Origin of the sequence: Methanolobus bombayensis, assembly GCF_017873415.1 — an archaeon.
GTDB lineage: Archaea > Halobacteriota > Methanosarcinia > Methanosarcinales > Methanosarcinaceae > Methanolobus > Methanolobus bombayensis.
Genome location: NZ_JAGGKD010000004.1, coordinates 298,131 through 318,476, shown reverse-complemented (window position 1 = coordinate 318,476; position 20,346 = coordinate 298,131). Strand labels below are relative to the sequence as shown.

The 20,346-nt window shown below is 37.2% G+C and carries 22 protein-coding genes and 1 pseudogene; 8 read left to right on the top strand and 15 right to left on the bottom strand.

Going from position 1 to position 20,346, the window contains the following annotated elements; genetic code table 11:
* A pseudogene (locus tag J2746_RS07135) lies at positions 1-93 on the top strand (IS5/IS1182 family transposase); the annotation flags it as partial.
* Positions 94-699: 606 nt separating this feature from the next.
* Positions 700-1,881, top strand: coding sequence for an aminotransferase-like domain-containing protein (locus J2746_RS07130; RefSeq protein ID WP_209618327.1), 1,182 nt, complete (start codon positions 700-702; stop codon positions 1,879-1,881).
* Between the two features lie 360 nt (positions 1,882-2,241).
* Here the strand turns inward: J2746_RS07130 and J2746_RS07125 are convergent, their stop codons facing one another.
* From J2746_RS07125 to J2746_RS07095, 7 genes are all read right to left on the bottom strand, one after another.
* On the bottom strand, positions 2,242-3,291 hold the full coding sequence (locus J2746_RS07125; RefSeq protein WP_209618325.1) for a Coenzyme F420 hydrogenase/dehydrogenase, beta subunit C-terminal domain: 1,050 nt from the start codon (positions 3,289-3,291) through the stop codon (positions 2,242-2,244).
* 34 nt (positions 3,292-3,325) lie between these two features.
* Entirely contained in the window at positions 3,326-4,207 is an 882-nt protein-coding gene (larE, locus tag J2746_RS07120) for an ATP-dependent sacrificial sulfur transferase LarE (RefSeq protein ID WP_209618323.1), read from the bottom strand.
* 67 nt (positions 4,208-4,274) lie between these two features.
* Complete coding sequence (gene larC / locus J2746_RS07115) at positions 4,275-5,465, bottom strand: nickel pincer cofactor biosynthesis protein LarC (protein ID WP_209618321.1); 1,191 nt, start codon at positions 5,463-5,465, stop codon at positions 4,275-4,277.
* Between the two features lie 13 nt (positions 5,466-5,478).
* On the bottom strand, positions 5,479-6,264 hold the full coding sequence (gene larB / locus J2746_RS07110) for a nickel pincer cofactor biosynthesis protein LarB (RefSeq protein WP_209618319.1): 786 nt from the start codon (positions 6,262-6,264) through the stop codon (positions 5,479-5,481).
* A gap of 1 nt (position 6,265) precedes the next feature.
* Positions 6,266-6,826 (bottom strand): nickel pincer cofactor biosynthesis protein LarC2, encoded by a 561-nt coding sequence (gene larC2, locus J2746_RS07105; RefSeq protein ID WP_245250037.1) that lies wholly within the window; start codon positions 6,824-6,826, stop codon positions 6,266-6,268.
* Between the two features lie 77 nt (positions 6,827-6,903).
* The gene (locus tag J2746_RS07100) at positions 6,904-8,685 is read right to left on the bottom strand and encodes a hypothetical protein (protein ID WP_209618315.1); all 1,782 of its coding nucleotides are present in this window, start codon (positions 8,683-8,685) and stop codon (positions 6,904-6,906) included.
* A 310-nt stretch (positions 8,686-8,995) separates the two neighbouring features.
* Positions 8,996-10,099: a (Fe-S)-binding protein gene (locus tag J2746_RS07095; protein ID WP_245250031.1), complete on the bottom strand. Its 1,104-nt coding sequence runs from the start codon at positions 10,097-10,099 to the stop codon at positions 8,996-8,998.
* 211 nt (positions 10,100-10,310) lie between these two features.
* On the opposite strand from J2746_RS07095, the gene J2746_RS07090 reads away from it, so the two are divergent.
* A complete protein-coding gene (locus tag J2746_RS07090; RefSeq protein WP_209618312.1) occupies positions 10,311-10,616 on the top strand; it encodes a hypothetical protein in 306 nt (101 codons plus the stop codon).
* A gap of 51 nt (positions 10,617-10,667) precedes the next feature.
* The gene (locus tag J2746_RS07085; RefSeq protein WP_209618309.1) at positions 10,668-10,958 is read left to right on the top strand and encodes a helix-turn-helix domain-containing protein; all 291 of its coding nucleotides are present in this window, start codon (positions 10,668-10,670) and stop codon (positions 10,956-10,958) included.
* 270 nt (positions 10,959-11,228) lie between these two features.
* Here the strand turns inward: J2746_RS07085 and proB are convergent, their stop codons facing one another.
* Both proB and J2746_RS07075 read right to left on the bottom strand, forming a co-directional pair.
* Positions 11,229-12,080, bottom strand: a complete 852-nt coding sequence (gene proB, locus J2746_RS07080; protein WP_209618306.1) for a glutamate 5-kinase — start codon at positions 12,078-12,080, stop codon at positions 11,229-11,231.
* A 19-nt stretch (positions 12,081-12,099) separates the two neighbouring features.
* Positions 12,100-12,639: a prolyl-tRNA synthetase associated domain-containing protein gene (locus tag J2746_RS07075; RefSeq protein WP_209618304.1), complete on the bottom strand. Its 540-nt coding sequence runs from the start codon at positions 12,637-12,639 to the stop codon at positions 12,100-12,102.
* Positions 12,640-12,761: 122 nt separating this feature from the next.
* On the opposite strand from J2746_RS07075, the gene J2746_RS07070 reads away from it, so the two are divergent.
* The gene (locus tag J2746_RS07070) at positions 12,762-13,652 is read left to right on the top strand and encodes a LysR family transcriptional regulator (RefSeq protein WP_209618301.1); all 891 of its coding nucleotides are present in this window, start codon (positions 12,762-12,764) and stop codon (positions 13,650-13,652) included.
* Positions 13,653-14,197: 545 nt separating this feature from the next.
* Here the strand turns inward: J2746_RS07070 and J2746_RS07065 are convergent.
* Entirely contained in the window at positions 14,198-14,692 is a 495-nt protein-coding gene (locus tag J2746_RS07065) for a pyridoxamine 5'-phosphate oxidase family protein (protein ID WP_209618298.1), read from the bottom strand.
* Between the two features lie 116 nt (positions 14,693-14,808).
* Here J2746_RS07065 and J2746_RS07060 point away from each other — a divergent pair, with 116 nt between their 5' ends.
* The 3 genes from J2746_RS07060 (at position 14,809) to J2746_RS07050 (ending at position 16,810) form a co-directional block, all read left to right on the top strand.
* The gene (locus J2746_RS07060) at positions 14,809-15,132 is read left to right on the top strand and encodes a DMT family transporter (RefSeq protein ID WP_280921224.1); all 324 of its coding nucleotides are present in this window, start codon (positions 14,809-14,811) and stop codon (positions 15,130-15,132) included.
* 52 nt (positions 15,133-15,184) lie between these two features.
* The gene (locus J2746_RS07055) at positions 15,185-15,673 is read left to right on the top strand and encodes a GbsR/MarR family transcriptional regulator (RefSeq protein ID WP_209618295.1); all 489 of its coding nucleotides are present in this window, start codon (positions 15,185-15,187) and stop codon (positions 15,671-15,673) included.
* 345 nt (positions 15,674-16,018) lie between these two features.
* The gene (locus tag J2746_RS07050; RefSeq protein WP_245250030.1) at positions 16,019-16,810 is read left to right on the top strand and encodes a PhzF family phenazine biosynthesis protein; all 792 of its coding nucleotides are present in this window, start codon (positions 16,019-16,021) and stop codon (positions 16,808-16,810) included.
* A gap of 95 nt (positions 16,811-16,905) precedes the next feature.
* Here the strand turns inward: J2746_RS07050 and J2746_RS07045 are convergent, their stop codons facing one another.
* The 5 genes from J2746_RS07045 to J2746_RS07025 form a co-directional block, all read right to left on the bottom strand.
* Positions 16,906-17,742, bottom strand: a complete 837-nt coding sequence (locus J2746_RS07045) for a DUF1638 domain-containing protein (RefSeq protein WP_209618289.1) — start codon at positions 17,740-17,742, stop codon at positions 16,906-16,908.
* Positions 17,743-17,781: 39 nt separating this feature from the next.
* Positions 17,782-18,576, bottom strand: a complete 795-nt coding sequence (locus J2746_RS07040; protein ID WP_342451811.1) for a DUF1638 domain-containing protein — start codon at positions 18,574-18,576, stop codon at positions 17,782-17,784.
* A gap of 124 nt (positions 18,577-18,700) precedes the next feature.
* Positions 18,701-19,279 (bottom strand): TetR/AcrR family transcriptional regulator, encoded by a 579-nt coding sequence (locus J2746_RS07035; RefSeq protein WP_209618283.1) that lies wholly within the window; start codon positions 19,277-19,279, stop codon positions 18,701-18,703.
* An 85-nt stretch (positions 19,280-19,364) separates the two neighbouring features.
* A complete protein-coding gene (locus J2746_RS07030; protein ID WP_209618280.1) occupies positions 19,365-19,859 on the bottom strand; it encodes a DUF2115 family protein in 495 nt (164 codons plus the stop codon).
* A 113-nt stretch (positions 19,860-19,972) separates the two neighbouring features.
* Complete coding sequence (locus J2746_RS07025) at positions 19,973-20,308, bottom strand: winged helix-turn-helix transcriptional regulator (protein WP_209618275.1); 336 nt, start codon at positions 20,306-20,308, stop codon at positions 19,973-19,975.
* Positions 20,309-20,346: the final 38 nt, after the last annotated feature.

Here is a 20,346-nt window from a genome sequence, read left to right as displayed (position 1 = left end):
CAATTAAAAGAAGTCAAATTCAAGATGTTAGTGCATAACCTTGACAGGTATGTCAAGGTTATACTTTTTGTCAAAATAAGGATTTCTACAAAGCCCAATTTATGGGTTTTAATTAACGCTTGTATTTTTTCAGATACTTTCAAACGACAAGGGAAAGGTCAAATAGCAGCTATTAGTTTTCTATCTTTATTGGTAATTACAGTTGCATGCTCGCCCGCGGCAAATTTTTAGTTAATTCTGTTAAATTTATAAGTATAGTTTATGAAAACTATGTTTAGTAATATCTAAATATCATGTATGTTATTTTTGTTACATGACAAAAGTAAAAATACAAAAAGATGGACATAAATGTGGAAGATGCGGACATGAATGGATACCACGTACTAAAATCAATGAAGATCCCGTTATATGTCCAAAATGCAAATCTCCATATTGGAATAAGCCACGAAAGAATAAATTAAGAAAAAGATGATTTCAATTTTTTTACTACTTATAGAGGTTCTGCAAATATCTTCTAAATTAAATAATTTCCCAACTCATCAATATATTCAAAATTATTACTGCTTATTGCTGTTTTCTGAAAGGTGATTCTTGAAATTGTATTATGCACTAAAATCGTTCTCATTTGTTTCTATCATTAATTGATTTGTATTCTAGGGATGAAAACCTTTAAAACATATCAAGACTTGAAGCCCACTCATGGTTACTATGTTTGCTGACAGGATGGAGAATACTAAAAAATCCTTCATCAGGGAAATTTTGAAAGTCACTCAGCAGCCGGAAATAATATCATTTGCTGGAGGACTGCCAGATCCTGCACTTTTCCCATCAGAGGAACTTGCAGCAGCAGCTGGAAAGGTTATGTCAGATGACGCTGTTAATGTCCTGCAATATAGTACTACAGAAGGTTATCTACCTTTACGAGAGTTTATTGCACAGAGGTATCTGGAAAAGAATGGACTTAAAATATCTCCTTCAGAGATTCTTATAACAAACGGCTCACAGCAGAGTCTGGACCTCATAGGCAAAGTCTTTCTGAACAAAGGTGACAGGGTCGTTATTGAAAGTCCGGGTTATCTCGGTGCAATACAGTCATTCTCAATATTCGAACCGCAATTCCAGGAAATTCCCCTCCTTGATGATGGAATAGATGTTGATTTACTTGACAAGACCTTGGATGAATGCGATGCTAAATTTTTCTATACGGTCCCTACATTCCAGAACCCATCCGGTATCACATATTCAAAAGAGAAAAGGGAAGCTGTTGCAAATATCCTTGAAAAACACGGGGTTGTCTGTGTTGAAGACAATGCATACGGTGAACTTAGGTTTGCGGGTGAGGAGGTACCTACTATCAGGAATTATCTGGACAATACTATCCTAATGGGGTCCTTCTCGAAGATAATTGCTCCAGGACTCAGGCTTGGATGGATATGTGCAAACAAGGACATCATGGAGAAACTCCTTGTTGTAAAGCAGGCGGCAGATCTGCATTCTAATTACCTTTCACAGAGGATAATCTGCCAGTATCTCATGGATAGTGATGTTGATAGTCATATAGCGAAAATCAAGGACGTATATGGTTCAAGGCGTGACCACATGATTAACATGATGGCACGATATTTCCCGGAAAATATCATTTATACAAAGCCAGAGGGTGGTATGTTTGTATGGGTCACGTTACCAGAGAGTGTATCCTCAATGGATCTTTTTAATCTTGCAATTAAAAAAAACGTTGCCTTTGTACCTGGTAGTCCGTTCTACATCACCGAAGGAGCCGGTGATAACACCCTCAGGCTTAATTTCTCCAATTCCAATCAAAGTGAAATAGAAGATGGAATCAAGAGACTTGCAGCTTGCATTGAGAAACTTACCTTTTAAATGGAACAAAAAAATGATAGTCTGGTAGGGAGCAAGCACTGGACACAAATTCAAAAAAGTGTTAGGTTCGTAGAAATCCAAAACCTTTGCCGTAGAACATAGAATTTCTGAGATGGATTTCTACAGATATTTTATATTGTTAAGGTGGATGTTAGCACTTTAAGGAGGAAATTTTTGCCCTGACTTTTTATCTTAACAATTTGAAGGAGGTATACCATCCGAACCTAACGTTGTGTTATATAATTCTCCCGGCAAAACATTTTCACTACTCATATGAAGGATTCTGCCTGGAGTAATTACCATTTAAACTCGTGGATATTTGCCATCTCTATAATTTTTTCAGAGGCCTTGATGATAGCATTATTTGTGCGAATTCCTCTTACTGATCGAATACATCTGAACCTTTTTCATTTTAGCAAGGTTGTGTACTTTTTCCATCTCACTCTTTTCTAAGACCCTTGATTCGATGTACCCGCAGTCTGCTGCCTCATTGAATATCTCATATCCAATTCCAGTACGGGCTAAGACAGTTGTCCAGCCATTTGGACTTCCGACACCACCAAAGGAAATATCTGATTTCTCAGCTGCCATATCAGTGCAGAATTTACAGGAACTACTGCGATAAATATCAAATTCATTTAAACTAAATTCTTTAATCTCTTCATCCGTAGTAAACTCAAATTTACCTTTGCGTATTTTCATTGCATCGATGTCTTCAAGTTTCATGTTTTTAGATTCAACGAAGTCTCTGATTCCCTCATAATAAAAAGTGTCCATGCAGAACAATCCCATCTTCAGTATATTTGCTCTCATGAAAAGACGTAAAAATCCGTGTGGGCTTCTTTGCATTTTGGTGACAGCATCAATATTACAGCTTGGACCCACAAAGGCAATACTTCGCATGTCCTGTTTAATTGCAGTCATAAGAGCTTCCATTGTCATACTGTGACTGTAGATACTACCGGATGAACTCAATAGATCCTCATATGTTTTAGCGACGATGGGAACTGGTTTCCATGGTTCTTCATCAGATTTGGTAGTTACTATAGCACAATCAATGAGTCCCTCTTCAAGAGCATAGGCAAGTACAGACGTAATAATACCACCATCCTGCCCCTTTAATTCAGGTATTGCTGTTTTTGCACAGTAAGCATGCCTTATTTTTCCTATAAGATCCTCTTCTGTGGTGATCGTTCTGGGACACTGTTTATAGCAGACCCCACAACCATCACATTTATCGATTAATTTTGGCAAATTGTCTACAATGGAAATGGATTCACATGTAGAGGCACATGCTCCACAGAGAGTACAAATACCCGGTTTGATAACATCTTTCCTCAATTTACCAAAACCAATACGCTCATGACTGCCAATAGATTTCTTTAAACGAATGATACTTTTCATCGGCATTATTGTTTCACCTGTTATAATTGTGAGATTTTTGTTAATTATCAAAACTACCTGACTTGTAACCAGACATGTCCATAGTCACAAATTGCACACCCAGGCTTCTGAGGTGATTTAAAATGGTACTTCTTTTGCAAATCAGGGCTTCAAACATGTCTTTGGGAACTTCGATCCTGCTAAGTTTACCATTATTGTGTAAACGCAACCTGCATTTTTCAAAACCAAGCCCATGAAGAAAGGATTCTCCTTTGTCTATGATCTCCAGCATTGCCGGTTCTATTGTTTCATTATAAGGAATCCTGGATGCCAGACAGGCAGAAGATGGAAGATTCCAAATTTTTAGATCCATATCTTTTGCAATCGTTCTGATGTCGTCTTTTGTGATTCCCGTATCAACAAATGGATGTTCTACGCCTTCTTCATAAGTAGCTCTATTCCCGGGACGGTATTCTCCAAGATCGGAAGTATTTGTACCATCCATAATAGTCTCAATATTGTGTTCAAGAGCAATCTTTTTCAATATATTGCATATCCCTTTCTTGCAATGGTAACACCTGTCCTTTGAATTCTGTTTAACCTCAGGGATTGACAATGGATCATAGTCAACGATCATTAGCTTCAAATCGTATTCTCTAGCGATCTTACGGGCACGTTCAACATCATCTTCAGGTACAAGCAGAGAATCGATCAATACGCAAAGATGGTCATTTCCTAGGATATTTTTTGTAATAATAGCCAGAAGGATACTGTCAATTCCTCCTGAAAATGCAATTAACACTGGTCTTTTTTCACTGATTTGCTCTTCCAGTTTCATGATCTTGTGCTTATATTCGTACATAAGTCCAATTTCCCTAAATATTTCAACAAGCATTTTTCCTGTACTAACGATTCGATTTCCAGAATAGAGAATATCCATCATGGATTCATCGTGACTTGATAGTCACAACTAGTGGCATAAATTTTCAAAAATACCCTGGCACACAATCTTAATTTTTAAGGTATGTAACCCAGCTTGTTTCTTCAACTTTCCTTATTATCTCTTTTAGAGGAAATCCTGTTGACAGAGAGAGTTCTTTGCAGTCATCATACTCGGCAGAAATGTGCATAATTTCTCCATTTTTATCTTCTGCAACCTTAATTCTACATTGAACTGTCTGCCCGCCAATATCAACATCAATAGTATTTATTTTTCTATTTGCTACGAAACGATGTTTTGTAGGCAGAACCCTGATTCCCAGTGAGCCGGTCTCTCTTATTATTTCTCTGGCAATTTTAGGGCTATCCTCAGGTCTGGTTATGACTTTTATGATAGAACCCGGCCTGCCTTTCTTCATTGTTGCAGGAATTATTGCAACATCTTTTGCGCCCATTTTCAGTAGTTTGTCAAAAAGATTTCCAAGGACTTCTCCTGTAACATCATCAACATTTGTTTCAAGCACTTCTACAAGGTCTGTAGCTATAGGTTCATCAACATCTAACATCATGCTTCGAAGAACATTTGGATTGTCAATGTCAGCCTTTCCTGCACCGTATCCTATGGAAATAGCTTTTCCATGTGGAATACATTCTATAGACTTTGAATAATAGCTCAATAATGCAGCACCTGTTGGAGTGAGCATTTCCCTTTTACCGTTCCCATAAAAGGAAAGACCGCCCTCTTTTAGGATTTCAAGGGTTGCCGGAGCTGGAACCGGTAACAGTCCATGTGCTGCTTTGACGAGTCCTCCACCAACATTAATTGGCGTGCAAAGCACTTCCTCTGGTCCAAGGTTTCTGATTGCAGTACAGGATCCTACGATATCTGCTATTGCATCATTTTGCCCGACTTCATGAAAATGAAGTTCTTCAAGAGTCTTGCCATGTATTTTTGATTCAGCCTTTGCCAGTATTTCAAATACTTGCAATACGTCTTTTTCAACCTGTTTTGGTAATTTCGCATTCAATACGATATCAACTATCTCATGATAGTGTTTTGAATGTGATTCCTGAGCTACAATTATGTCAACATCAACAGCCATGATCCCTTTTTTGTTAACTTTATCAATAGCTACCGAAACATCAGCAGTTGACTCAATTGTTTCACGAACTATATTCTGGTCTGCTCCCAGGCTTATAAGAGTACCAAGCATCATATCACCAGAAGCACCTGAAAATGGATCGAATATCAGAGTTTTCATGTTTTACTCCAAATTAGTCCCTACTGCCTATTTTTCTCATCTCAGCCATTTTATTGGCTATTCTGGCAGCGGATGAACCTGCAACAAATCCACCGTCAATATTCACAACTGAAAGAACAGAACATGATTGCAGCATAGACAAAAGAGCTGCTTCTCCTCTGGCACCTGCGCCATAACCTGTTGACACAGGTAGCCCTATGACAGGCACATCTACAAGACTGGAAACTACAGTTGGTAATGTTCCTTCCCTTCCGGCTGCTACTACAATAGCATCGGGTTTGCAATCTTTGAGCTTCAACATCTCATTGATAAGCCTGTGAAATCCTGCAACTCCCACATCATATATTGTCTGTGTCTCACATCCCATCTCCGATGCTACCATTCTTGCTTCTTCAGCTACGATTATATCTGCGGTTCCTGCTGAAATAATGGCCACTTTTCCACCACTTCTTGGTGCAGGTGTTCCGTCACTGACCGCAGCCGTGGTTTTATGAATGCTCCATTCAATCTTTCCCGGTTCGAATTCATTTTCCAGGGCTTTTGAACTTTCCTTATCAAGCCTTGTTATGAGTGCTCTTCCCATTGCATTAACCTGAGCTTTTGCTATTTCTACAATGTCCTCTGGTTGTTTTCCTTCTGCAAGAATAGCTTCCATGATACCTGTTCGATGTTTGCGGAACGTATCGATCTTTGCAATGTCTGATACTGGCACATAACCCATTGAACGTATGCTGGAATTTGCCTGTTCAAGGTCTATTTTTCCGTTTTTAAAATCCAGAAGTATGTTTTCAACTTCCATATCATTGCCCCTTTGATAAAATTGTCTTTGATGGCGAGAATGAACAGGTAAATCTTTCAAAAGCAGCATCAATCACTCGAAATTGAATGTTCTGATCTTTTAGTCTTTCAAGTGCTTTATTTTCAACCATCTCTTTTACTTCATAAAGTGAGATCAGTTTTCCTGACTCGTTCAGAGTCTTTGTCAATGATTTCAACTCATCATGTTCCGCACGAATTGAGATCACTTCATTTTCTTTGTTCTTTATGATCTTGAAACTCATCGTGCCGGACCATTCGGTCCTACCATCGATCTCAAATGATAGTTCTAGTTGTCTGATCTCGTGATCATAGGAGTAATGTTCAGTATTGAATATCCTGATTCCAAGTGTTCCGGTTTCAATTGCCATGAACTCTGCTATCTCTGAGATCTTCTCTTCCTTTGTATCTATAAAGAAAATATACTCGGTTCGCCCTTTTTTTGTAATGGCAGAGATAACATGGACATTCTTAGCCCCTAAATTCATCAATTCTTCAATAATATATGGAACATTATCACAGCTGATATTATCCACATTTGTCATCAAAAGCAAGATTATACCTCCTGGAGAAGTCAAAAATTAATAGAAAGAGGAAAAAGGAACCTGCTCTGCAGTTCTTCTTACCCCATCCTCTCCATCATTTTCACAGCAAGCTCAGCAACATCATTTGCTTTTGATTTTGCTCCAGGGATTGCAGCAGTACATCCTTTTGCAGCATTTTCACATTTCTTAGCAGCTTCAAGTGGAGTTTCAACTTTCATTGCTGCTGCTACTGCAGCCGGAACTGTTACATTGATGATAGTATGTCCTGATAATTGAAGTTCTGCAACAGGAACTGCAGCGAATGGAATTATATTAAGAATTTCCTGCTTTCCATTAAGAACCGCATCAGGAATTACATTGTGTCCCAGACCTTTTAGTTCAAACTTATTTCCATCAATGATCAGTTCCACATCTACATCAGTATCAAATCCATAATATGAACAAGCAAATGGATGTGTCCTTCTTGCGCCGCCGGTCAGCTTTGTTATCTTTACACTTACTTCATGACCAGTCATCATACCAAGCATGGCAGCGGAGTTTTTCTCCACGGTTTCCATTCTTTGCATGTCAAGTTCTTTTACAACATCTTCTACTGATTTTCCGGAATTCAGATCATCATATGTTTTCTTTGCTCGACGGTATATTGCTGCTGTGCGAGCTGGTTCAGTTGCTTTAATAATAACATTGGTGATTGGTCCACGGCGAACCTGTTCTGCTTTTCTGACAATTGTATTTGCACCAACTGCAGCCACCTCAGGATCAAGCCACTCCGTATCCTTTAGATTAGCTATCATGCTTGCGGTTTTGTCGATATCATTGTTGCTTGTGATCAAGCCTCTGAGTGCCACAATAGCATCAGCAGTCATGTGTCCGAGTGGTGGCATAATAGGTCCACCGGAGAATCCTGCGCCAATAGGGATAGCTTCCTGGAATGCACATAGCATTTCTCCAAAAGACATCATTCCGACAACCGTAGGTGCACCAATATCCTTGATTATTACTCCAAGATCTCCTATGACTCTTGCAGAATCATATTCTTCGTTTGTTCCTCTCATGTGAAGTTTTTCAGGAATACCTGCAACCTCACATGCTGCTTTTCCAGCCAGATACGCACTGTTCACAGCAAAAAAGCCGCCATGCTCTTCGCTAACAAATGAATCAGGATGTGCAATTTCAAGGGTTGCTGCTACACCTATAATAGCACTTATAACAGGACTTGGTGACACACCTGCACCACTGAAAGCGTCTATCATAGCCTGGGTTGCAATTTTTGAACCATTGACTGCAATATCTGTAAATCCTATATCTTCTCCAAGGGTGGTGTGTCCGTAGAGAGGACCGCCGGCGACACCCAGAGGTAAGTTCTTTCCGACAATTCTTGTAAGTTTTCCTTCTGCAAGTGCATTATAAAGAGCGGCTACTGCTGCAAAACCTGATACTTTGTTGTTGTGCTTTGGAGTAGGAACTGATGCAACACCGGTCCTTGTTACACCTGCTATCATTCTTGCAAGAGCACCTAGCTTTCTGTTACCTGCAGGAACTCCGGCCTGAGCGTTCGAGCCTGCGAAATATGAGATAACTGCAGCAAATAATGCAGCATTTGTAGGGTCAGCCCCTCCCTCCTTTGCTGCTTCGATGCCTTTCCGAAGTACATCATCAACAGATAGAGTAGGTGCATCATCATCAGTTAATTTTACATTTGTACCTTTTAGTACTTCTACTGCAATTGCATTGGCAGCACATATTGCAGAAATGTTTGTCATACCATGACTCTTTGTCAATGCTTCTATTCTGTCATTTGTCAGGTTCTCAATTTTGTAGGTTGCTGCCATTGCAGCTGCAAAAATTTCTTTTTCCAAGTAATTGTCCTCCTTGAAGTGTAATCTGTATACAGACCAAGAAATCACAAAACATGAAATAATTGAGTTAAGACATGTACGAAAGTTTGAATAGGACATATGCGTATTATAAAAAATAATTACGCAGTTGAGATGTATTATAACATTTTGAAGAATGGACTATGAGATATAATAAAGAGAGAAAAAGCACACAAAAAGATTGGATGAATCAGATAATTAACTGATTCAAAATACCAAATAAAATCATAATAGATAGTTTATCTCTATTTTACAAATATTCAGGTCTGCCGGAGCAGACCAGCTATTAAATTTAACTCAGACTTTCCAGCAGCAGATTTGATATGTCCTGCATAGCCATTTCCTTATCCTTTTCTTTACAGACATCTTCCAGATGAACATAGCAGAATGGACAGTATGACACGACTCCGTCTGGCGTTTCCTTGAAATTATCAATTGTAAACATTGCTACTTTCGATGAAATCTCCGGGAAAGCTGGCTTTACCTCCGGACCACCGCAACAGAAAATATTCCTGTCAGTCAGCTCTTTTACTTCAATACCCATTGATGAAAGCACTTTTCTTGGTATATCGGATTTTTGCATAATTACGCAAGCATCCTTTACAGACACAGTTTTATTCATCTTCTTTGGAGAAAGTTTTCCTTCCTCAATAAGTTGAGAGAAAAGCGATACGGAAAATTCTACTTCAAAATCAGGTTTGCGGAAAAGTTCAGGATATTCTTTCATGAAGTGACTATAACAGCCTGGACAAGAAACTACAAGTTTCTTTATTCCAAGGGATTCAATATACTCAACATAGTCTTTAACATACTGTTTTGTCTCTTGAATGTGTCCGTTGGCTATTAACATATGACCGCAGCATTTCTCTTTAGGAATGAGTCTCGGAACAATCCCTCCTTTATTGAGTATTTTGATAGTTGAGCGGGCAATATCATGTTTTGCAACTGAGATCCAGCATCCTGCCATGTAGGCGACATCTGAGTTGTCTGAAAGTTCAAGTTCATCTGTGACCCATGAATTTTTATTTGAGGAGTCCTCACCACCAAGATTTCCCAGTTTCATGGTATTAGTGCATACTTGCGTGATCCAGGCGGGTTCTTTTCCCTGTTGAGCTAATATTGCCCTTTCAATTTTAATTACATCTGTTATTGATATATCTGCAGGACACACAGCTTCACAGGCTCCACAACCGGTTGAAAGATATATGTTATCAATTTCTTCCTGCTCAAGTTCGTGCCCTTCCAGCAATTTTTGAAGCAGCATAATCTTTGATTTTGGAGTGTACTTGTTATCTGTCACTTTTGCAATATAGCAAGCTTCAATGCATTCTCCACAATCTATGCAAGATTCTATAATATTTTTTGCCATTTCTTCAGTTAAAGCTTCATTTTCCAATTAAACGTCCTCCATGATACCGTACAAAATATTCAGTAGCAGAAATAGTAATTATAATTAGTTTGAGACATGTACAATATTTAGGATAGGACAAAGAAATAGATATATATCAAACACTTCAAAACAATACGTATATCCATAAAAACTATTGGTGATTTATAATAGTTGGATAAGTATACTAGATAAAGAATTGAACACTGAGGTTGAAAAGATGCTTGAAGCAAAAATCTCTGTAGAGCAGGCAAACTGTTGTATAGCCCAAGTAACACAAGGCAATGATCTTGAATTGGATATTCTCTCTCATATGCCATATTCCGAATCAAGGGATCTTTTCCTTGTCCGGGAAAGAAAGCGTACGAGTAAAACTCCATTATATCTTAAGCAATTGAAAGAAGATGATGCAACCGATTATTTCGAACTTCTTCAGGCTTCGCCGGATCAGACATTATTTCTCATTTCAATGGGAATTACGACTCCGGTCAAGTTATTTGAAGAAGCAGGCTGCTTTATTATATAGCCCACCCTTCTCAAGAACGGAAAGGCGTATTGTAAAATAATTGCACCAGATTTGAGTCATCTGAATGAAGTTTATTCCAATCTAAAAGAAATATGTAAATGGTCGATTGACGAAGTGCGTAATCTGGATAAGAAAGAGTTCGAAGATAATCTGACAAATATGCAGAAAAAAGTTCTGATTACTGCAGAGGGAATGGGTTATTTCGACAGTAAGCATAAGGTTTCGATCGAAGATATAGGAAAAGCTTTGGCAATATCAAAATCAACTGCACATCATCATCTAAAGGAAGCAACCAGAAAACTTGTAGAAAGATATATTGGTGATATCAAGATCAATGATTAGTTGAAACTTGATTTAATAATACCTTTATGCAGATGTGCAAACATTAGTTCCGGTGGAACTAATTTATCAAGTGCAATACGTCTTTTATTAAAAAGAAATTTAGCTTTAAGAATTGGGCCATGCTAATACCGTTTAGCTAAAGTGATTTCAAAGTTTGCCTTTCCTGTGATCACCTGGCCCAACTTGGTTTTTGTGATCTATTGTGAATCTATCTCGAAACTATTTATGAATTGAATGTTTGAAAGAAGTAAGTAAAGTGTACCCTGATTTTTAAGATGTACTAATTTTTACTATTTTTGATGGATTTACTTTTGATTCCGTATGATGATATTTACCGGAAAAAAGCGTACCAACGCTATCACCGTTAATGATTTCATATAGGGCAGATGGATTTTTGCCGTTTGTAATTATAGTATCAATACCCTGCGTAGTTGCCAGTTTTGCCGCTTGCAATTTCGTTTTCATACCGCCTGTACCACGCCTGGAACCAGCACCTCCGGCTAATGATAGCATCTCCTCGTCTATTGCGTTGATATACTCTATCCGTTTTGCGTTAGGATAAAGGCGAGGATCGTTGTCATAAAAGCCGTCAATGTCGGACAGAATGACAAGCTTTTGCGCTCTACACAATACTGCAACAACCGCAGAAAGCATATCGTTATCACCAAATAACCTATCTTCAGATTCAATTTCTGTATAGCTAACCGAGTCGTTTTCATTCACAATAGGGATAATACCCATTTCGAGTAAGGCATCAAAAGTGTTTATCAGATTATCCTTTTTTTCCTCAATTTCCATATCCTCGGCGTTCAACAAAATCTGTGCAATAGCTTTGTCATAGTCATTAAAAAATTTGTCATATAAGTGCATAATGCTGCATTGTCCTACCGCAGCTGCCGCCTGTTTTAAACGCATACTCGTTGGGCGTGTTTTCATTTGCAGCTTATTCGTACCCACAGCAATTGCACCAGATGAAACTAAAATAACTTCATATCCCATGTTCTGAATATCAGCTAGTACACAGGCAATGCGGTCAAAGGAACGCAGGTCACTTTTCCCTATATCATTTGTCAAGGTAGAAGTCCCTACTTTAACAACAATTCTGTTTTGGTATAAACTCAAATTATTCACCTTTCTGTCATTACATATTGATGGTTTTTGGAGTATGTTTTGTAAACATCATAAAATCGTGGAATATATGGGATGTTTTAATTTTCATAAATCCGGTAGTTGTACCATCGCTACATCCGTACCACTCTTCCGCAACAACATCTTTGTCAAAAACAATTTGTATCCTATGTTCCTTATCCACTAAGGCACTGAAAACAGTCGTTGCACCTATCTTTGTTCCAAGCATTTGTTCCATCAAATCCACAGGTGTAAAAGAAACGCTGGAAACGCCCAATACTTTACTGAACTCTTTTGCGCTAAATGGTTTGTCTGCCGTGGTAACAAAGAGGAAAAAATCTGTCCGTTTTTTGTTGCACAGAAACAATGTCTTGACCATTTTCATGTCTAGCGTCTTATTAATCTGAATGCAATCATCCATCGTAATTGCCTCGTCAGTGTCAACGCGCTCAAACGGAATGCACAGTTTTTGCAATACTCTATATGTTTTTTCTTGCAGCTCGGTCTTAAACCCGGATGGTATTGTTGTATAAATATCACTTACAAAGAACATAATTGATTTCCTTTCACTTGAAACATCTGCATTTATAGTGTATCAGCTATTTATGCATTACGAAAACAAATGTTTATCATGAATAACATGACATATTCAGATGCAAACTCGGTGAGAATCTTATGGACAAAAACATTCAAAAATATATGGCTTTTATCAAAACCGTTGAATATGGTAGCTTTACAAAAGCAGCAGAAGTATTGAATTATTCCCAATCAGGCATCAGTCGCATGATCAACGATCTGGAAAAGGAATGGGCGGTGTCGCTTCTTAAACGTGGGCGTGCTGGTGTAAGCCTGACCTCTGATGGATTAAAGCTATTGCCATTTGCTCAAAATGTATGTAACGAGTTTCAGAAATTACAGGCACAAGTAGATGAACTGAATGGATTGCAATCAGGTCTAATTCGGATTGGGACATTTTCAAGCGTAGCTACTCATTGGCTTCCAAATATCATCAAAGAGTTCCAAAAAGACTATCCTAATATTGATTATGAGCTTCTGTTGGGTGACTATACGGAAATTGAAAACTGGATTAGCGAGGGACGCGTAGATTGCGGCTTCCTTCGGCTTCCTACACATGCGGAGTTCGAAACGATATTTTTGGAGCAGGATAAATTACTTGTTGTTCTGCCGGAAGATCATCCGATGGTCAACTGTGAATGCTTTCCTGTAAAGGCTCTATGTGATTATCCTTTCATGCTTTTAGAAAAGGGTGCTAAGGCTGAAATCTCGGAAATATTTGAAAAATATAATATTGAACCAAAAGTGCATTTTACGACATGGGATGATTATGCCATCATGTCAATGGTCGAAAGTGGATTAGGGATTAGTATTTTGCCGGAGCTTATTTTGCAGCGTATTCCATATCGAATTGCGATAAAGGAACTGGATATTCCGGCATATCGTAAGATTGGTCTTGCAATGAAAGATAAAAAATCTGTATCGCTTGCAGCTAAGCGATTTATAGAATATCTGCAATGTAGAAATGACTCTCAGGAAGAAAAGTTGTAACGACTACTTATTGCTGCTTTCACATTTTGTTACATAGAATGCAGAATTCCTTTTAAAAAACCTAGCTTTTTCCAATCTGAATAGGAAATACTGAGTATTTTCTATAATCTTTCGCCTATATTTGTCTCCTGAATTTTCATTGAATACGACAAAAGGGACAGTTATAAAGATAATAAAATCAGCCGTCTATGACAAGCTTCTTCCACATTTTCAACCTATCCATAACATGAGAATTTAGAGTATATGGTTTATCGTCTTCAACATTCTCTTCAAGAAGGAACACACTAGTGTTCTTTATTACAGAGTATTATTTGAAGATGCAGATAATCTTAGGGACAAGCGAATGGAAGAGACTGCTGAGCTAGTGATTGAGAAGCTTAAACTGAAGAAGTTAGTATAGAGGTTTGGAGTAGATGCTTCGTATTTTTATGCGGGGACATAGGTAAGAAGAAAAAACAGAATTCTTCTTCATAATGAAATAAGTTGTATAACAATTGTAACTGAAAAATTATCATTTTGATAAAATAATCCTTATACAACTTAAATCAGTTATTTTTCTTCATTCTGACAAGTTCAATGGCTTCTTTGCCTGCCATGTGTTCAATCTCAATTTCAACAAGACACAATTGCTCGAATTGGTCATCTATTTCTTTCTTCCTTCCTTCTTCATGATTTGGTGAATATCTTGCTGCCAATTTTTCAATGGCTTTCATTTTATCCTCTGGATTATCTAAAATATGGGCTTTACCGAATACAATTACACTTCTAAAATAGGTGGTATATTTTTCTGGTACAACATTGTCATAGTCAATAACGCAAAAGGAAACTTTTTCACTTCTTGCAATCGCATCTAACTTATGACCGTTTTTTGCACAATGGAAGTAAATTCTGGAATTATCATATATGAAACTAAGAGGAACAGCATAGGGATAATCATTATCTCCTGATACGGCAAGAACACCTGATGTCACCCTGTTAAGTATGGTTATACTATCCTCTAAAGATAATTCTTGTTTTTTTCTACGCATTTCTCTGAACATGTTACTAAATACCTCACTCTTTGTAATCTATGAACTAAATGACTTCTCTTTCCAAAATATCTTTATACTAATTTAACATCAATAGGTTTTAATAATTATTAAAACCTACGAAACTGATGAACATGGAATGGATATTTTTAATAATTGCAGGGTTATTTGAAACTGGATGGGCAATCGGATTAAAATACAGTGATGGATTAACCAGATTCTATCCAATGGTATTTACTGTTATTACTTTAATTTTGAGCATGTCTCTATTGGAAAAAGCTTTGAGGACATTGCCTGTTGGAACAGCTTATGCAGTTTGGACAGGTATTGGTATTATTGGAACAACAGTATTGGGAATATTCCTTTTCAATGAGTCAATGAGTGTAACACGAATATTCTTTATTGGATTAATTGCCATAGGTATTGGCGGATTAAAGCTGGTATCAGCCTGATCATATATTTTCCAATATTAATAGGAAATATCTATATTCATGAGTGAGAAAAATGAGTGATATTGAAGAAAAAATAATTGACATTGGTCATGAGATTTTCAAAGGGTATGGGATTGATGATATCACTGCACAAATCCTATCGATACTTAATTTTGAATCTAACGAAATAAGTATGGAGGAACTAGCACAAAGAACTGGATATAGTCTTGCTTCCATTAGTCTTAAAGTTAAAAATATAGAACAATTCTGGAGCATAAAAAGGATATCCAAGCCCGGATCTCGCAAGACATATTTGTATATGGAAAAAAACCTGATAGATGCTTTTGCTACACAAATCAGAAATGGATTTGAAACGGAATTGAACATTGCAAAGACGAAAATAACTCCCCTTATAGAAGAATACAAAGAAAATGCAACTACTCAGGAACAAAAAACAAAACTGCATACGTATGAAAATTATCTATCAGAGATTAGTATATTTGAAGAATTGATCCACAACATATACTATCAAATCAATATGTTAAAAGATAAGAAAATTTAGGCACTGTAGTTTTTCTCATTTACTAACCCATCTCTTCCCACAATTCCAACCTTTTTCTGACGTGAAAATTAAATGTAAATGTTTTATCTAGCAAATCGAAAAGATTACTTTCTTCAAAAGATTTGAGAAGTAAGTCACAATAAAATCCACAAAGCTTGTTGAAAATATCATTTACAGTTTTAACTTATAGAGTAATTCCCTATAATTGTTTTTTGAATCACTTTTGTAATAGTAATTTAAATGAGCAAATTTGTTATAAATATAATAATCTTGGATATATTACTGCTGTGTATATTCATGGGATGCGTAAATGCTATTTATGCTCGGATAATAAGAAAGAGGGTTATGACTAAAATATACCAAGTAGATGCCTTCACAGATAAGCCGTTCACGGGCAATCCGGCAGGAGTGTGCATCCTTGATAAACCCGCAGATAAGAACTGGATGCAGAATGTTGCAAAAGAGATGGCAATTTCTGAAACTGCATTCCTGTATCCTGAAGATTCTGGCTACAATCTCCGCTGGTTCACGCCTAATGCTGAAGTGGACCTCTGCGGTCATGCAACACTGGCGAGTGCCCATTTACTCTGGGAGAAGTGCTATGCAGATAAAGAGGATATTCTGGAGTTCCATACCAAAAGTGGAACCCTTACTGCCACCCTAAAAGAAGGTTGGATAGGACTTGATTTCCCGGTACTTGATGAAGAAGAGACTGAAGTACCGGAAGGATTAGTCGAAGCGCTTGGAATAAAGCCTGTCTATGTTGGCAGGAATATATTCGATTATATTGTAGAGGTCAGCTCAGAGGAAGAACTGAGTAAAATCAATCCAGACTTTACCAAGCTTGCAAACATCAATGCCAGGGGTTTCAGTGTAACAGCTATTTCCAAGTCTGATGAATATGATTTTGTATCTAGGTTCTTTGCACCTTCAGTAGGTGTACCTGAAGACCCAGTCACCGGTTCCGCTCACTGTTGCCTTGGACCTTACTGGATGAAAAAGCTGAATAAAAGCAATTTAACTGCATACCAAGCATCTGCAAGGGGTGGATTCCTGAAAATAAATGTCATGGGAAACAGGATGCTGATTTCAGGCAAGTCTGTAACAGCAATCGAAGGTATGTTGTTGGATTCTTGATGAAACTATATCAAAACTATACTTTGAAAAACCTAACTTTTTCCAATTGGATTAGAAATACTGAGTATTTCTGTCTTATATTGCTTTATTTGTCATTATTCCATACTCTCGTAAATATCTATTTTAGCTTTCATGTATGAATTGATAGCCACATCCATCGTTCCCTCAGTGTTAATAATCTCCATGTCAAAGATTTTTGCAAATTCGGAAGTATTTCTATCAAAATTATTATCTTTACAGTTTTGATTGTTGATCTTAAAAAGAAGACTATACATCGGGCTACTTAGATATTTTTTAGCATTTTGATAAGATGCAGTAGATTTGTAATCGGTTTCATTCATGCTGGATAACCACATTGGAGTTGCATAGATGGCTCCTCGGCCGTTTCCAAGTAGCATTGTTTTCTTATAGACATCATTTCCTCCAAGTGCTACACTAACACAGTCGTCAACAATGTTTCTTTCATCATCCCTTAGAAAATAAACAGGGCAATCAAGCCCATGCAAATCGTCCCGTACTTTTTCAGGACTATAACCGCATTTCCCATAAAAAAGAAGGATACCATCTGATATTTGTGACATTTCTCTGGCATTCAGATATACTTCATATTGCAAATTGTCAATATCAGAATGCAGGTCTTTTCTCAGAAGATTCACAACAACCGTTAATTCTTGTTGTTTCTTCTTATTAAACGAACCATATATTTGCCTTAAGATTGGAATATCTGAAAACAGCTTTACGAATCTACCAGATGATCTTCTATTGTTTTCTAATACAATTGGATATAATCTATCAGACGAAAACGTAAAGGGTTTGAGATTCTCAGACTTGAGTTTTTGTACAAATCTGAAACTGTTTCTGTTCTCTACTACAAATAAGCGTTTAATTTCAAGGTCTGTTGAGAGAACATGAACTAATTCATCTTCAAGCATTTCACAGGCAACTATACTTAAAAGTGGCATGATCCTTTTTTACATGATTTTGTTCTTTATTTCATCCTTCATTGAGAAATAGCATTTCTCGAATATCTCCTGATTACCGCTGACTTCAAAGGTGCTATATCCAAACAAATTGGCATATTCCTCAATCTTTGAATCAATATCTTTTACGTATGTCAGGCCTGTATTGACCTTTGCAACCCTTGAATATCCTGCCAGGTCATTGACCATTTTTGCCATCTTGAGAGCTTTTTCGGGGTCAGGATTATATTTATCGATATTCAAAAGTTCTCTCCATGAATTAGCATACATGGGTGTGAAGAAAAAAGCAGGTTCTTTACTGTGGGTTTTAAGCAACTTCAGATAATTTGCTCCACCGCCGACTGTAGCTCCGATGCAGTCATCCACAATTCTTTCATCATCCCTGAGTATTCGGACAATGCAACCATCTTTTTCAAGGCAGAAATCTTCTTCCACCTTGCCCAGAACATTACCACAAAGACCGTAAAACAGGAGTATACCATCGGAGAAAGGAATCATTTCCTCAATAGTCTGGTAAACCTCGGATTTCAGCGTTTTTGGCACTGCATGAAGCCCAAGTTCCAATAGATTAACTATTACAATTGATTGATATTCAGCCGTATCCCTGAAAAGATCTGGTATCTTATCAAAAGGAATAATCTCATAAGAAACATGCTGTTCATTAAGTTTTTCTCTAAATTCTAAAATGTTATTGTTTTCTACGATTATGATCTTATCAACTTCAGAATCATTGCTAAAAAGCCAGATAATTTCATCTTGCATTATTTTACATGAAATTATACTCATAACGGACATTACCAATCTCCTCCAATTTTATGTATTTTATTTGTTTCATTTCTTTATAGCAAAAATAATAGGGCAATATAGTGTGCCTACCTACACGTAGATAGGTATATGTTAAATAAAAAAATCAATCCCTCCATCCAAGACAGGATTTGATTGAAGAAATTGCTCTGACAAGTGTCTTTCTACCTTTAATACTGGATAACAGTCTGGCACCCATTAAAGTTTCAACTACCATTTCTGCTTGTGTTTCGACTGAATCAGAAAAATCAAATTCCCCTTGTTCCAGGCCAATTCTGAGTACATTGTTGAGCCATTCAAGTATTTCGTCAAATAGCAACATATCTTGCTTTTGTACTTTCTCCGGAAGTTCTTTAAAATCGATTACCACTGAACCGGGAGGACAGATGCATTTGCCTTCATCAAACTCCTGCAATGCATAATCAAAATAATATTGAAGCTGCTCACGAGCAGACTTTTTGGATTCAACCATTTGTGTAATAGACATAGATAAGTGCTTTCTTCTTTCTTCAAGCAAAGCAGCAACAAGGTCTTCTTTTTTTGGATAATAATGGTGAATTGAAGCATTTTTTATTCCAAGCTTCTGGGAAATGTCCTTGTAACTAAATCCATTATAGCCCCCACATTGCAAAAATAATCTTGCATAATGGAGTATCTGTTGGTTAGTAGGGTTGAGATCAGTCATATAAATCCACATTTATCCTTATTCGCATAATAATTGAATAATACTCATTTATTAAATACCTACCTATACATAGGTAGGCAAATGGTTAGGTTACCCTGCAAACACAGTATTTACACAGGGACATTTCTTCTAACATATGCTTACTCTTTGCAGGACAGAAATAAACGCCACCATTTTCAAAAATCGTATGAATTTCATTTACATACATTCCTGGCGGGTGAAGTGGTTCTTTCGCTATAAAAGTAAGATATGTGGAAATAATACGAGTATATTCCTTTAAATCCCTTTGATCGGGAGCATACTCATTCATATACTTGTTAATCCTAAATATAAAATCTTCAAGCTTTCCAATGTCTATTTCCTCACACAAATCTGTGCAATCTCTTTCTTTTAGCTCAGAAAACTTCTTGCGATTATACCTTGCAAGACATTGGATATTATACTGGAGACTTCCACGAGGACTCTGCATGTCTTCTGTTTCTTTTTTGTTTGTATTTGTTAAAAATTCAGAAGATATATCGGCAGCTTCTTCCTTTAATAAAAGCAATAGATCACATGCCTTAATATGAAATTCCTCCATTCTTCACTTTATACTTGTACTCAGGATGGTCTGCATGCTGCATATTTTATGCTCAAAATCCGGAATAAATGAACTGAAATATAATACAATATATTTAAGCAGTTTTCCTGAATTCAGGATTCATACCATTTCTGGCTCCACTCAGCCATTGACCGGAGAATCTCCCCTAGATCCTTACCTTTTTCTGTCAGCCGATATTCTATTTTTACAGGTATCGTATCCTCAACATTCCTTTCGATTATCTCATAGAGAACAAGATCCTTGAGTTTAGAGGACAGTGTTTTTGAGCTTATTGGTTTAAGGGAATTCAGAAGATCATTAAATCGTAAAGCTTTACCTGACAAATGGAATTCCCTAATCAGCAGTATGCTCCACTTATTGCCTATCAGTGTAACGGTTTTTTCTATTGGACACGGAATGTCCCTTAAATCTTCTGGATATCTGAACATAGCAACTTACCTCAAGGTAATCTGGTCTCCATATTGAA

Bases quoted from the DNA above. Each gene is read 5' to 3' on its own strand.
- J2746_RS07030 (WP_209618280.1), bottom strand. From the start codon at position 19,859: ATGGAGGAATTTCATATTAAGGCATGTGATCTATTGCTTTTATTAAAG.
- J2746_RS07055 (WP_209618295.1), top strand. From the start codon at position 15,185: ATGAGTGATATTGAAGAAAAAATAATTGACATTGGTCATGAGATTTTC.
- J2746_RS07130 (WP_209618327.1), top strand. From the start codon at position 700: ATGGTTACTATGTTTGCTGACAGGATGGAGAATACTAAAAAATCCTTC.
- J2746_RS07050 (WP_245250030.1), top strand. From the start codon at position 16,019: ATGACTAAAATATACCAAGTAGATGCCTTCACAGATAAGCCGTTCACG.
- J2746_RS07090 (WP_209618312.1), top strand. From the start codon at position 10,311: ATGCTTGAAGCAAAAATCTCTGTAGAGCAGGCAAACTGTTGTATAGCC.
- larB (WP_209618319.1), bottom strand. From the start codon at position 6,264: ATGGAAGTTGAAAACATACTTCTGGATTTTAAAAACGGAAAAATAGAC.
- J2746_RS07070 (WP_209618301.1), top strand. From the start codon at position 12,762: ATGGACAAAAACATTCAAAAATATATGGCTTTTATCAAAACCGTTGAA.
- larC (WP_209618321.1), bottom strand. From the start codon at position 5,465: ATGAAAACTCTGATATTCGATCCATTTTCAGGTGCTTCTGGTGATATG.
- J2746_RS07040 (WP_342451811.1), bottom strand. From the start codon at position 18,576: ATGAGTATAATTTCATGTAAAATAATGCAAGATGAAATTATCTGGCTT.
- larE (WP_209618323.1), bottom strand. From the start codon at position 4,207: ATGATGGATATTCTCTATTCTGGAAATCGAATCGTTAGTACAGGAAAA.
- larC2 (WP_245250037.1), bottom strand. From the start codon at position 6,826: ATGACAAATGTGGATAATATCAGCTGTGATAATGTTCCATATATTATT.
- J2746_RS07075 (WP_209618304.1), bottom strand. From the start codon at position 12,639: ATGTTCTTTGTAAGTGATATTTATACAACAATACCATCCGGGTTTAAG.
- J2746_RS07025 (WP_209618275.1), bottom strand. From the start codon at position 20,308: ATGTTCAGATATCCAGAAGATTTAAGGGACATTCCGTGTCCAATAGAA.
- J2746_RS07065 (WP_209618298.1), bottom strand. From the start codon at position 14,692: ATGTTCAGAGAAATGCGTAGAAAAAAACAAGAATTATCTTTAGAGGAT.
- J2746_RS07060 (WP_280921224.1), top strand. From the start codon at position 14,809: ATGAACATGGAATGGATATTTTTAATAATTGCAGGGTTATTTGAAACT.
- J2746_RS07125 (WP_209618325.1), bottom strand. From the start codon at position 3,291: ATGCCGATGAAAAGTATCATTCGTTTAAAGAAATCTATTGGCAGTCAT.
- J2746_RS07045 (WP_209618289.1), bottom strand. From the start codon at position 17,742: ATGCTTGAAGATGAATTAGTTCATGTTCTCTCAACAGACCTTGAAATT.
- J2746_RS07035 (WP_209618283.1), bottom strand. From the start codon at position 19,279: ATGACTGATCTCAACCCTACTAACCAACAGATACTCCATTATGCAAGA.